Annotated in this window: 13 protein-coding genes; 10 read left to right on the plus strand and 3 right to left on the minus strand. The window is 50.0% G+C overall.

What is annotated here, in order from left to right:
* Position 1: 1 nt before the first annotated feature.
* Together V3C10_02650 and V3C10_02655 are read left to right on the plus strand one after the other, a co-directional pair.
* The gene (locus tag V3C10_02650; protein ID WVP62737.1) at positions 2-796 is read left to right on the plus strand and encodes a creatininase family protein; all 795 of its coding nucleotides are present in this window, start codon (positions 2-4) and stop codon (positions 794-796) included.
* A gap of 9 nt (positions 797-805) precedes the next feature.
* On the plus strand, positions 806-1,495 hold the full coding sequence (locus tag V3C10_02655; GenBank protein WVP62738.1) for a YkgJ family cysteine cluster protein: 690 nt from the start codon (positions 806-808) through the stop codon (positions 1,493-1,495).
* 99 nt (positions 1,496-1,594) lie between these two features.
* Here V3C10_02655 and V3C10_02660 read toward each other — a convergent pair whose 3' ends face one another.
* From V3C10_02660 to V3C10_02670, 3 genes are all read right to left on the minus strand, one after another.
* Positions 1,595-2,422: an undecaprenyl-diphosphate phosphatase gene (locus V3C10_02660; protein WVP62739.1), complete on the minus strand. Its 828-nt coding sequence runs from the start codon at positions 2,420-2,422 to the stop codon at positions 1,595-1,597.
* Between the two features lie 149 nt (positions 2,423-2,571).
* Positions 2,572-3,129 (minus strand): chromate transporter, encoded by a 558-nt coding sequence (locus V3C10_02665; protein WVP62740.1) that lies wholly within the window; start codon positions 3,127-3,129, stop codon positions 2,572-2,574.
* Between the two features lie 36 nt (positions 3,130-3,165).
* A complete protein-coding gene (locus tag V3C10_02670) occupies positions 3,166-3,825 on the minus strand; it encodes a chromate transporter (protein ID WVP62741.1) in 660 nt (219 codons plus the stop codon).
* 238 nt (positions 3,826-4,063) lie between these two features.
* Here V3C10_02670 and V3C10_02675 point away from each other — a divergent pair, with 238 nt between their 5' ends.
* The 8 genes from V3C10_02675 to abc-f all read left to right on the plus strand — a co-directional run bounded on the left by V3C10_02675 (position 4,064) and on the right by abc-f (position 13,037).
* Positions 4,064-4,963 (plus strand): LysR family transcriptional regulator, encoded by a 900-nt coding sequence (locus V3C10_02675; protein ID WVP62742.1) that lies wholly within the window; start codon positions 4,064-4,066, stop codon positions 4,961-4,963.
* An 83-nt stretch (positions 4,964-5,046) separates the two neighbouring features.
* Positions 5,047-5,859, plus strand: coding sequence for a histidinol-phosphatase HisJ family protein (locus V3C10_02680; GenBank protein WVP62743.1), 813 nt, complete (start codon positions 5,047-5,049; stop codon positions 5,857-5,859).
* 233 nt (positions 5,860-6,092) lie between these two features.
* Entirely contained in the window at positions 6,093-7,190 is a 1,098-nt protein-coding gene (locus tag V3C10_02685; GenBank protein ID WVP62744.1) for an ABC transporter substrate-binding protein, read from the plus strand.
* Between the two features lie 18 nt (positions 7,191-7,208).
* Complete coding sequence (locus tag V3C10_02690) at positions 7,209-8,051, plus strand: ABC transporter permease (protein ID WVP62745.1); 843 nt, start codon at positions 7,209-7,211, stop codon at positions 8,049-8,051.
* Positions 8,048-8,842, plus strand: a complete 795-nt coding sequence (locus V3C10_02695) for an ABC transporter permease subunit (protein WVP62746.1) — start codon at positions 8,048-8,050, stop codon at positions 8,840-8,842. The genes V3C10_02690 and V3C10_02695 overlap by 4 nt, the downstream gene beginning before the upstream one ends.
* On the plus strand, positions 8,830-9,837 hold the full coding sequence (locus V3C10_02700; protein ID WVP62747.1) for an ABC transporter ATP-binding protein: 1,008 nt from the start codon (positions 8,830-8,832) through the stop codon (positions 9,835-9,837). The genes V3C10_02695 and V3C10_02700 overlap by 13 nt, the downstream gene beginning before the upstream one ends.
* A 20-nt stretch (positions 9,838-9,857) precedes the next feature.
* Entirely contained in the window at positions 9,858-10,859 is a 1,002-nt protein-coding gene (locus tag V3C10_02705; GenBank protein WVP62748.1) for a PHP domain-containing protein, read from the plus strand.
* 675 nt (positions 10,860-11,534) lie between these two features.
* Positions 11,535-13,037 (plus strand): ABC-F type ribosomal protection protein, encoded by a 1,503-nt coding sequence (gene abc-f / locus V3C10_02710; protein WVP62749.1) that lies wholly within the window; start codon positions 11,535-11,537, stop codon positions 13,035-13,037.
* Positions 13,038-13,113: the final 76 nt, after the last annotated feature.

A 13,113-nucleotide genomic window follows, 5' to 3' on the forward strand; every position in this document is an offset into this window, starting at 1 on the left:
AATGATACGCAATTACCGGGATTTAACAAGATGGGAAATGGAACGGGTGGATAAGGAGGAGACAATTGTCCTGATTCCCCTGGGAGCGCTGGAACAGCATGGAAACCAGGCTCCGCTGGGCACGGATGATATTATCGCGGAAGCGATGACGGAGGAGATAAAAAAAGCGCTGGCGAAGGAGGGGGAGGAAGACTTCCCCATGCTGGTTTTTCCCGTCATTCCCGTCGGACTCAGCACGGAACATAAAAATTTCTGCGGCTCCATCACGGTGAAGCCGGATACTTATTACCATATGCTTTACGACATCAGTGTCAGCCTGGTGCATCACGGTTTTAAAAAGCTGGCGTTTCTGATTTGTCATGGAGGAAATGCACCGATTGTCCAGGTGCTCAGCAGAGAACTGAGAAGTGAGTTTTCGATTTCCCCGTTTATCCTCTCCTCGGGCGCATTCAGCCATCCGGATGTGACGGCGACAATCTCCGAGGGTAATATATGGGATTTCCATGGCGGCGAGATGGAGACATCGATGGTGATGGCCGTGGATGAGAGCCTGGTGAAGCTGGAACTCTCCGAGGCGGGTATCCCCACGGCGTTTGAACATAATAAAGCTCTGAAACCATACGGCAATGTTTCCATTGGATGGGTTTCCGAGGACTGGAAGACAAAAGACGGAAAACCCATTGGAATCGGCGGGGATCCTGCCGGGGCTACGGCCGAAAAGGGCCGGATTATCCTGGAAACAAGCGCCAGGGTCCTGGTGCCGGGCCTGAAAGAAATGAGAGATTGGAAAGGTTGACATAAGATAATGGAACGCAATGTGAATATGGAAGAGATATCGGATGGCAAGCTGTACGGGCCGAATGATATGGTGAAAGCAGACTGCCAGGACTGTAAGGGCTGTTCTGCCTGCTGCAGAGGGATGGGAACCTCGATTGTCCTCGATCCGCTTGATATTTACCGTCTGACGGTTCATCTGGGCATGAGCTTTGAGGAACTGCTGGCGTCCGGAGTGGAGCTGAACCTGGCAGACGGGCTGATACTCCCTAATCTCGGAATGAAAGGGCAGGATGAGCGGTGTGCCTTTCTGGACGGAAACGGCAGGTGCAGCATTCATGCATACAGGCCGGGAATCTGCCGGCTTTTCCCGCTCGGGCGTTTCTATGAGGACGGCGGTTTCCGGTATTTTCTCCAGACAAATGAGTGCCGGAAGGAGAACAGGACCAAGGTAAAGGTCCGCAAATGGATTGATACGCCGGATATCAGACAGTACGAGCAGTTTGTTTCGGACTGGCATTATTTTCTGAAGAAGCTGCAGAATGCGGTAAAGGATAAGCCGGAGGAAGGGGATATCAAGAAAATCAGTATGTATATCCTGAAGCAGTTTTATATGCTGCCTTATGAAGCGGAACATGATTTTTACGGACAGTTTTATCAGAGGTTTGAAGCTGCTGTGGCGTTTTCAGAGCAGTTCTTAGAGAGCTTATATGCGGAATAAATAAGATAAATCATTAAAAGACCGGGATTCCGGGGCTCCATACGCTTACTGGCGGTGGAAACCCGGAATCCCGGTCTTTTCCCTGCTTTTCCCTGGCCGTTATGCAAGGAAAGAAAAATATACGATTACGACGATACCAAGCAAAATCCTGTATACGCCGAATACCTTGAAATCATGGTTGCGGATATAACCCAGGAGAAGCCGGATGGCAAAAATGGAAACGATGAAGGATACCATAGTCCCAATAATCAGAAGGATCCATTCCGCACCTGAGAACATTCCGACTTTAAGGAAGTATTTAAGCAGTTTCAGCCCGCTGGCTCCGGCCATAACCGGAACGGCCAGAAAGAAGGAAAATTCGCTTGCCACATAGCGGGAGCAGCCAAGCAGGACGGCGCCCAGAATCGTCGCTCCACTGCGCGAAGTACCCGGGACTGCGGCCAGAACCTGAAAGCAGCCGATGAAAAATGCCGTCCTGTAGGTCAGATCCTGTAGTGAAGTCATTGAGGGTGAAACATTTCTGCTCTCTATCACAATGAAAGCAATACCGTAGAGAATCAGTGTGGCGGCAATCACATAGACGCCCGACAGATAATCTTCCAGTATCATATCCAGGGGCAGGCCGACAATCACGATGGGGATGCACCCGGCAATTACTTTCTTCCATAAGTCAAAGGTCTCTTTTTTATCCCTGTAACCTTTTTTCGGAGAAAAGGGATTCAGTTTGTCAAAGAATAAGACAAGTACGGCCAGAATGGAACCGAATTGAATCACAACCTTAAACACTTCAAAAAACTCAGGGCTTGAAGCCATCGGCCAGATGTTGTCAAATAGAATCAGATGCCCGGTACTGCTGATTGGCAGCCATTCGGTAATTCCCTGAATAATTCCCAGAATGACGGCTTTTACAATTTCGATAAAATCCATAAGCTGTTTTCTCCTTTACACATGCTTTTCTATTGTATTTCACAACGGGAGAAAATACAACTGAATTTTCTTTGAAGCAATTAATTAAGAAAACAGTGGTTATTGTTCACTGGGGATGTATTCCACGTCTAAACTGATTGAACCGGAAATTACCGGTATAAAAATAAACCTGCCAGGCCCGTCAGTGACATCAGAAAGACCGGCCCCACCTTTTTTCTCCGCAGAATCAGCATGGAACCGAGAAACACCAGGACGGCGCCCAGGTCGATGTCGGGATGAGCTGTAAAGACGGACGAGCCTGTGAAGGTAAGCAGCATGATGGAGGCTGCGGCCGAGACGACGAGTCCCAATGACGCGGACTTAAGGCCTTTCAGGATTTCTGTCACATACTGTGATTTTTTATACCGGTTGAACAGACAGTGCAGGCCCACGGACAGGCTGATGCCCGATATGACACAGCCGAGGGTAGCCAGGGCTGCGCCGGGGATCCCGGCGATCCGGATTCCGACAAAGGTGGAAGTATTTACGGCCAGAGGCCCGGGGGTCATCTGGGAAATGGTAATAATGTCGGTAAATATCTTCTGGGAGATCCAGCCGTATTTTCCCACAACCTGCTCCTGGATATTGGGGATGACGGCATAACCGCCGCCGATGCTGAAAAGCCCTATCTGAAAAAATGCGGTGAAAAGTTTCCATAAAAGATTCACGTCTGTCTACCTCCTGAGGCTGTTGTTATTTTCATTCTAAGCGGTTTCCCCGCCTGATTCATTTTCCCTGACCCGTCTCTGTTCCCCGATGAGAAGGCGCAGAATACATAAAAAGCAGCATACGGCCAGAATCACGGCCACATTGATATGGAAAATAAAACCCGCAATGAAGGACGCGGGGACCATCGCTGTGAGGAAAATGGAACGTTCCTTTACGATCATATCTGTCATGTCGATTACTAAATCTACGATGAGAGCCGCCGCGCCCGCCTGCATTCCTTTCAGGACAGCCGCAATCATCACATTGGTTGAAAAGATCGTGTACCATGCGGAGACAGCGGACAGAATTGCAACGGGAGGAAGCACTGCCGCGAGACAGGACAGAAATACGCCGATTATGCCAGCGCTTCTGTATCCGGCCAGAGCGGACAGATTGATTGCGATTGCGCCGGGTACGGACTGGGCGACGGCCGCCATGTTCATCAGTTCCTCCTCGGTGAACAGCTTTTTCTGCTCGACAAAGTACTTACGTATCATGGGAACGACGACATATCCGCCGCCAAATGTGAACGCACTGATAAAAAGGTTGATTGAAAACAGCCATAGGTACAGGCCGGGGTCTGTTTTTGGGGATTCCTTCTTTAAAGGGGCTTTCCTCACGGATGCCTCTTCTATGGAAACACTGTTTTGACGCATTTGTTTTTCCTCCTGGGGATATCATGATAAGTTTTGTTGAGATGCGGGGACGCCCGGCGTTCTCATTTCTTAATTATACCGTTTGCATACCCATCTGTAAAATGATATAATTTTGTTATATCGATTACTTTTTTTCATGCTATTTTCAATTATGTGACTTTGGTTCGTACGATTTTAGCTCATATGAAATTGCTTTTTGCAACTTTGATTTATGCACAAATTACCGGGAGGTTTGGCGATGACACTCAGGCATTTCAGAATATTTAAGGCGGTGGCGGAGACAGGCAGCTTCACGAAAGCGGCGGAGAGCCTGTATATTACGCAGTCCGCAGTTTCCCACGCCATCAGGGAACTGGAGGAGAGGGCAGGTACGGCATTGTTTGACAGGCTGTCGAAGAGCATCAGCATAACGGAAAGCGGCAGGCTGCTTCTGGAGGAGGTGACGCCGATTCTGGCGTCGTGTGAAGTGCTGGATTCCAGGATCAACTGCCTGGAAAAGCAGGCTCCGGTCCACATTGTTTCCAGCATTACGATAGCGGCGTTTTATCTGCCTGCCATACTGAAACAATTTGGGGAGCTGTGGCCCGGCCTTCCGGTCACTGTGGAAGTGGTCCCGGCGGCGACGGCAGTTGAAGTGCTGCGAAACGGCGAGGCCGATTTTGCGCTGATAGAAGGGGCGGCTCCCCAGGGGCCATTTATCTGTGAAGCCTTTGATTCATATAAGATGCATATCCTGTGCTGCCCGGGGTATCTGGCCGGTTATCCGGCTGAGGCCGCGTGTCTGTCTCTGGAACGTTTTTGTGCCGAGCGTCTGCTGCTTCGCGAGAAGGGCAGCGCTATCCGTGACACGCTGGACAGCGCACTGTATCTGGCCGGTTACACGGCTTATCCCGCATGGACCAGCGTCAATTCCACCGCGCTGATCGAAGCGGCAAAGGCAGGACTTGGCCTTACGGTGCTGCCGGATATACTGGTCGGGAAGGAGCTTGAGGAGGGGAGTCTTATATCGATCCGGATGGACGGCCTGCAGCTTAAGAACGATCTTCTCGTTATCCGGCACAAAGAAAAGTATATGACGGAACCGCTTCGCTCCCTCCTGCGGTTGATTTCCGGCAAAGGGGAGGTAAAGCTCCGGTAAAACTTTGGAAAAGTGCTTGATTCCGTAGAAATAATCGGCTAGAGTATAAATGCATCAGGAAACAAACCGGAAAGGATTCATTTATGCTGAGAGCTGATTTTCATACACATACAACATATTGCGATGGAAAAAGTACCGCCGCGGAGATGGTGGAGGCGGCCTATAAGATGGGGATGACCGATTTCGGAGTCTCCGGCCATGCCGATTTTTCTTTCTGCCTGAAAGACTTTGGAATGCCGGATCAGGTTCTGAAACAATACAGGGAAGAGCTTTACAGACTGCGCGAGGAATATGCGGGGAGAATGAATCTCTATGTTGGAATAGAGCTGGACTGCCTGGGACCCGTACAGGAGGCGGAGTACGCCATTGGTTCCACCCACTGTGTTTTTAAAAACGGGGAATATATTGAGATAGATGCCGGCCGGGAGAGGCTGACGGCTGCGGTGAACCGCCTGTGGAACGGAGACTGGTATGCCCTGGCCCGCGATTATTATGAGCTGGAGGCGACGGTCTATGACAGGACCCACTGTGACTGGGTGGGACACTTTGATTTGATGACGAAGTTTAATGAAGGTTACAGGGACTTTGACGAGACAAGGGATGAATACCTGGAACCGGCCCTGGCGGCGATGAAAAAACTGAATGCGGAGGGGCTGCCCTTTGAAATTAACACGGGTGTCATGTCGAGAGGATATAAGACTCAGCCATACCCGAACCGGATTCTATTGAAAGAACTGAAGAACATGGGCGGACGGATTATGATCAACTCGGACAGCCACCGTGCCGATACGATAGGATATCGGTTCGAACAGGCGGCCAGGCTGGCGGCGGAATGCGGTTTTACCCATACGACGGTGCTGGCGCCGGGAGGCGGATTCCGTGAAGTGGAACTGTAATGGGTACAAAAAAAGAAATGCTGTAATTTATAAAAAAGAAAAACAAATTCTACGAAAGCTATGGTGCAAATTTTGGCCATAGCTTTTCTTCCACCCAACTTTTCCCAACTCTTTACAAAACCCTGATAACAGACTTTACATTACTCCCGTATACTTAATACTGCACCGGGCAAAACGCGGACGGCGGAGTACCGGAACGTGATTCAGAATAATAAATAAAGAGAGGATATGACATGAAAAAGAGAGGATTATCGATACTGCTGGCGGCAGCCGTGACGGTGGGAGCTTTAGCGGGATGTTCCAGCCAGACTGCATCGGAGGCAGTAGATTTAAACAGTATGAGCGTAGATGCAATCCTGACGGAGGCGAAGAAAGAGGGAAGAGTTGATTCAGTTGGAATGCCGGACACATGGGCAAACTGGATTGAGACGTGGGAAGGAATCAAGACCGAATACGGATTGGAGCATACGGACACCGACATGTCGTCCGCGGAGGAGATTTCCCTTTTTGAGGCGGAGAAAAAAAAGGCGACAAAGGATATCGGGGATGTGGGCCAGGCATTCGGGCCGATTGCCGAGGAAAAGGGAGTCACCTTAAAATATAAGACAAGCTATTGGGATTCCATTCCGGACTGGGCCAAGGACGATGACGGAGACTGGATTATCGGCTATTACGGCACAATGACGATGATGACCAATAAAAAGCTGGTCAAGGAGGCGCCGAAGTCCTTTGCCGACCTGCTGGAAGGCGACTACAAGATAGCGGTAGGCGACGTATCGGCGGCAAACCAGGCGCAGTTCGCAGTTCTGGCGGCGGCCATTGCAATGGGCGGGGATGAGAGCAATATTAAACCCGGACTTGACTTCTTTAAGCAGATTGCCGAGCAGGGCAGGCTCGACCTGGGTGAATTCTCCATGGCGCGCATTGAAAAGGGTGAAGTGGGAGTCGCTTTCCTCTGGGACTATAATGCCCTCGGCTACCGTGACCAGTTTGTGGAGAACAATCCGAGTGCCGATTTTGAAATCAACGTCCCGTCGGAGGGCTCCATCCAGAGCGGATACTGCACGATTTTAAACGCCTATTCCCAGAGACCTCACGCAGCCGCAATGGCCCGTGAATACATACTGAGTGACGAAGGACAGATCAATCTGGCAAAGGGGTATGCAAGACCGGTCAGGGACGTGGAGCTTCCGCAGGAAGTGAAGGAAAAAATGCTGCCTGACGAGCAGTATGAGAACAGCCGCATGGTGAAGGATCAGGCAGCCTGGGATAAGACGACGAAAGAAATCGGAGCCATGTGGCAGGAAGAAGTAGTGGCTTACGCAAAATAATACGGGGAGAGTGAAAGCGTGAAGAAAAGAACTTATTTCGCCGCTCTGATCCCGTTCTTGATACTGGCAGGAATGTTTGAAATCCTGCCGGTATTCACTATTATTGTGAAAAGTTTTATGCCTGAGAGCGGAGAAACCGGCTTTACAATACAAAATTATATGAATATATTCAGCAAACCGCTGTATCTGACGGCAATCAAAAACAGCCTGCTCATTTCCGTGGTTTCCGCTGTAATCGGCCTGTCCGTCGCCTTTGCCGGAGGCCGGGCCGCATGTGAAAGGGGAGGCCGCCCGAAGCGGATTTTTATGAGCCTGCTCAACATGGTCTCCAATTTTTCCGGAGTCCCGCTGGCCTTTTCCTTTATCATCCTGCTCGGCAACGCCGGAGTAATCACAATCCTGGGCCGCAGCCTGGGGATTGGCGGGGCTGTTGAATTTCCTCTGTACACGGTCTGGGGGCTGATGCTGACCTATGTGTACTTTCAGATTCCGCTGGCGACGCTGCTTCTGATTCCCGCCTTTGATTCAATCAGAAATGAGTGGAAAGAGGCGGTCAGCCTGATGGGAGGAAACAGCGCCGTATTCTGGAGAAAGGTGGGAATTCCTGTTTTAATGCCGAGCATCCTGGGAACATTTTCCACCCTGTTTGCCAATGCCATTTCGGCCTATGCGACGGCTTACGCCCTGCTCATGAATAACTTTTCCATCCTTCCGATCCGGATTTCGGAACAGTTTACCGGGGACGTGGTGCAGAGGCCACAGTTTGGCAGTGCTCTGGCCGTTGTATTAATGATGATGATGACAATGTCAATTTTTATAACACAGTCACTTACACGAAAACAGGGAGGGGAGAGCCGATGAAAAAGAAAAAAACAGGTTCGGGCGCCGTCCTGGCCGCAATAGGAATTTATCTTCTGATTCCCCTCTTTTTTACATTCCTGTACTCCATGTTCAGCGAGTGGATGGAGATTATGCCGGAGGGATTTACCCTGAGGGCGTACACGGAAATCTTTTCGGACAGGGCTTTCTGGATGTCGCTTGGAAGAACCATTCTGATTTCGGTCCTGCCGATTGTCCTCTGCACGCTGGCCGTTCTTCTGGCGATGTATGTTGTGGTGGTTTACTGCCCGCGGCTTGATAAATACATGAAAATACTGTGCACGATGCCCTATGCAATCCAGGGAGTCATTCTTCCAATCAGTGTGCTGTCATTATATGCCGACGCTCCGGAACCTTTCAGTAACCGCTTTTTCATGCTGACGTCCACTTACTGTATCGTGGTGCTGCCTTACGTGTATCAGGGAATCCGCAATAATCTGAACGGGATGAATGCCCCTCGGCTGATCGAGGCGGCGCAGATGCTGGGTGCGGGACCGTTTTATGCCTTTTTTCACATTGTCGTCCCAAACATTATGGGAGGCGTCATGGTGTCCGCGATGCTTGCAATGGCGATTGTGTTCGGGGATTTTGTCGTCATTAATACGATGGCGGGAAATTATTTTCCAACGGCGCAGATGTATCTGTACGACGTGATGAAAAAATCCAGCCAGAGGACATGTGCGGTTATCATTGTGCTTTTCTGTGTCACGCTGCTGATATCCGGCCTTGTATTTCTGGGAGGGAAAAGAGAGGATAAGAAATGTCATATATAGAATTCAGAAAGATAGAAAAATACTATGGGGACAACCAGGTCCTGAAGGGGATTGACCTGAATATAGAAAAAGGGCAGTTCGTCACCCTGCTGGGGCCGTCCGGCTGCGGCAAGAGTACGCTCCTGCGCTGTCTTGCCGGGCTTGAAGAGGTAAACGGAGGGCGGATTTTCCTGGATGGTGAGGACATCACGGATAAGGAGCCGAAGGAACGCAATATCGGAATGGTATTTCAGCAGTACAGCCTCTTTCCCAACATGACGGCAGAGGAAAATATCGCGTTCGGACTGAAGCTGAAAAAGATGGCTCCGGAGGTAATCCGGGAGAAAGTGGCAGCCGCCGTCAGGATGGTGGAACTGAACGGGAAGGAAAAGCAGTATCCTTCCAGCTTGTCGGGAGGGCAGCAGCAGAGGGTGGCCCTGGCCAGGAGCATTGTAATGGAACCGAAGGTGCTGCTTCTCGACGAACCGCTCAGCGCAATCGACGCCAAACTGCGCAAGTCCCTGCAGGTGAGCATTAAGCAGATTACAAAGAAGCTGGGGCTCACGGCAATCTTTGTCACCCACGATCAGGATGAGGCCATGGTTATGTCGGATGTGATTAACCTCTTCCACGAGGGCCGGATTGAGCAGTCCGGCGATCCGGTTTCTGTCTACACCAGGCCGGTCAGCAGTTTTGCCGCCAGCTTTATCGGCAATTACAATCAGGTGACGCCGGAACAATTTTATGCGATGACGGGGAAAAAGAGGACAGGGGAAGCCGCCATAAGGCCGGAGACATTTTCCATCTCATCCGCACCGCTTGTAAATGACGAAGAATACCATTTTGAAGGAATTGTCGAGGATAATATGCCCAGGGGCAATGTACTCCGGTATCAGATTAATGTGAACGGGGTGAAAATCCACGCGGATGTGCTGTTCAGGAGCCGGGTGCTGTTTAATAATGGGGAGAGGGTTTATCTGTCCGTGGCGGAGAGAAACTGTATATCACTTCCATAAGCCGAAGGAGAGGAGTAAAAATGATAAAAGATCAGATGGGATTTGACAAATCGGGAAACTGGTATAAGGGAAATCTGCACAGCCACACCACAAGCTCCGACGGCAGGCTGACGCCGGAGGAGGCGGTGGAGCTTTATAAGGAAAACGGATACAGTTTTCTCTGCTTTTCCGAGCATGATTTGTATACGGACCGCAGGGATGAGTTCGACTGTGAAGATTTTATCATCCTTCCGGGGCTGGAGGCATCCGTTATTCTGTGTGAGAAGGAGCGGCCGGGCCGGCGCCTGAAGGTGCATCATATCCATGGGATCCTGGGAACGGAGGAGATGCAGAGAGCGGCCGGGGCAAAGGTGTTTGAAGAGCAGGAATTTGTGGAGCCGGAAAAATTCTATGGAACCTGGGACGGAGCCGGGGAGGCGCAGAGACTTTGTGATTACCTCAGAAGCAGAGGCTGCATCACGGTCTATAACCATCCCGTATGGTCGCGGGTGGAGCCGGAAGAATTCATCCATACGGAGGGGCTTTGGGCCCTGGAGATCTTCAATTACAACACCGTAAATGAGAGCAATACGGGATATGACTGCATCAGCTGGGACAGGATGCTGCGCGGCGGGAAGAACATCGGCGCGGCCGCGGCCGACGATAACCATAATGAAGGTATCTTTGACGATGCCTGCGGCGGTTTTATTATGGTGAGGGCGGAAAAACTGACTCATGAAGATATTTTGCAAAATATGATAAAAGGCAATTACTATTCTTCTGCCGGTCCGGAGATTTACGGCTGGGGAATCGAAAACGGGGCGGCCTGGATTGAATGCTCACCGGTATACAGAATCGATTTTATCGTGGGAAACCATATAAACGACGGGCGTTCCCTTGTTTGCAGAAAATGTGGGGAAACGCTGCAAAGAGGAGAGTACGCGCTGCGTGGCGATGAGGATTATATCCGAATCCAGGTCAGCGATAAATATGGAAGGACTGCCTGGACAAATGCCATTTATGGTGAACGGGGAAAAGAGTAAACGGGGAAAAAGTAAGCAGAAATCAGTAAAAAACAGGCCGGCGTGAGGGTACGCCGGCCTGCCTCAGGATATGTACTATGCTTTTTTATAACTGTGTCCTTTTATTCCGTCAAATTGATAAAGTATATTATACGACGGAAAAGAAGAAATTGGTGTTAAGAAAAAGTTAAAAGTTTAACATAAACCTTTGGTGGTTGACATAAGCCCGTTCTGCTGTTATAGTAGCAATTGCAGCAGCTGTAAAGGACAGCGTTCCGCAAAGCGGTAACCATGGAGGCGCTGAATCGCTGCCGCTAATATTCGAAAGACGGGAGATGGAAGGATGAAGATGTATTCTTGCAGATAATGAATTTAACAGACGGCATGAAGGGCGTTCAGATACCGGGGCATATGTATCTGTCTGTTTTCGTGCGATGCAAGAATATGAAGTTACAGTTCTTAGACGGACTGTCGCGTATGAATCCTCTCATCTTAGAATTTGATAGAAGTACGGTTTCCTTCGGAGTGCTTCCGGGTGGAAGTCTGTGCTGTCCGCTGCCGCGGCATTTGCCGGCGGGCAGATACCGGCAGAACGTCAGCCGGGTTTCGGAATCGGAATACAGGATGCAGGAATATTCTTGCATCCTTTTTCAATGCATTTTTATATGCAGGTTTTCGAAATGGAGGGATGAAAGAATGGCACAAATACAGGTGAACCATTTAACATTTTATTATGAAGGGAGCTACGAGGAGATATTTAACGACGTTTCCTTCGCAGTTGACACGGACTGGAAACTGGGCTTTACGGGGCGGAACGGGAGAGGTAAGACGACGTTCCTGAATCTTCTGATGGGGAAATATGAGTACCGGGGTACAATTCTGGCTCCGGTGGAATTTGAGTACTTTCCGTATCCGGTGAAAGATAAGGCCAGGCTCACGATGGAGCTTGTGGAGGAGATTTATCCGGACTGTGAGTTGTGGAGGCTCATGAGGGAACTGAATCTGATGGAGATGGATCCGGAAGTCCTATACCGTCCTTTTGACACCCTGAGCAATGGTGAACAGACCAGGGTGATGCTGGCCGTGCTCTTTTTAAAAGAACACAGCTTTCTGCTGATTGACGAACCGACCAATCACCTGGATATGGACGCCAGGCAGGCGGTAAGCCGCTATCTGAATAAAAAAACGGGTTTTATCCTGGTATCCCACGACAGGGTGTTTATGGACGGATGCATCGATCATATCCTTTCCCTGAACCGGAATACAATTGAGGTGGTACAGGGAAATTTCAGCAGCTGGTGGGAGAATAAGAGACGGAGGGATGAGTCCGAGGCCCAGGAGAACTTAAAGCTGAAGAAAGAGATTGGACGGCTTAAAGAGGCGGCAAAGCAGGCGGAACGGTGGTCGGATGACGTGGAAAAGACAAAAAAGGGAACAAGGATTGCCGGACTGAGGCCAGATCGGGGCTATATTGGCCATAAGGCGGCAAAGATGATGAAACGCTCCAAAAATGCGGAACACAGGATGGAAAATGCGGCTTCGGAAAAGGAGAAGCTTTTAAAGGACGTGGAGACGGCGGAACGGTTAAAAATTATTCCGCTGCGCCATCACAAACAGGTTCTTGTGACAATGGAGGACGTCTCACTTGGTTATCCGCAGGGAGCGAAAACGGTCTGTGAGCATCTGTCCATGGAAATCAGGGTGGGGGACAGGACTGCCCTGGACGGCCGGAACGGGTCGGGAAAGTCGACGGTGATTAAAGCCATACTGGGAAGCAGCGATGCCCCCGATGTGCTGTCCGGACGGATAGAGACGGCTTCCGGGCTGATTATATCCTATGTAGCCCAGGATACGTCCTGGCTGACGGGCAGTATCGGAGCTTTTACGGAAAAATATGGACTGGATGACACATTATTCCGGGCAATTCTTCGGAAACTGGACTTTTCCAGGACACATTTTGAAAAGGAGATGCAGTATTACAGCGAGGGGCAGAAAAAGAAGGTCCTGCTTGCAAAGAGTCTCTGTGAGCAGGCTCATCTCTATATCTGGGATGAACCTCTTAACTTTATCGACGTGTTTTCCAGGATGCAGATCGAGGAACTTGTAATGTCATACGGCCTGACCATGATTTTTGTCGAGCACGACAGGGCATTTACGGAGAAGGTTGCAACAAAACGGATCAGTCTGTATAATACCTGATAGGAAAGACGCCGGATGCAGACAGCAAAAAATAATGGCAGACGGCAGAGAATTTGATACAGCATGAAGTGAGGTA

The sequence above is a fragment of the [Clostridium] symbiosum genome (assembly GCA_036419695.1).
Lineage (GTDB): Bacteria > Bacillota > Clostridia > Lachnospirales > Lachnospiraceae > Otoolea > Otoolea symbiosa_A.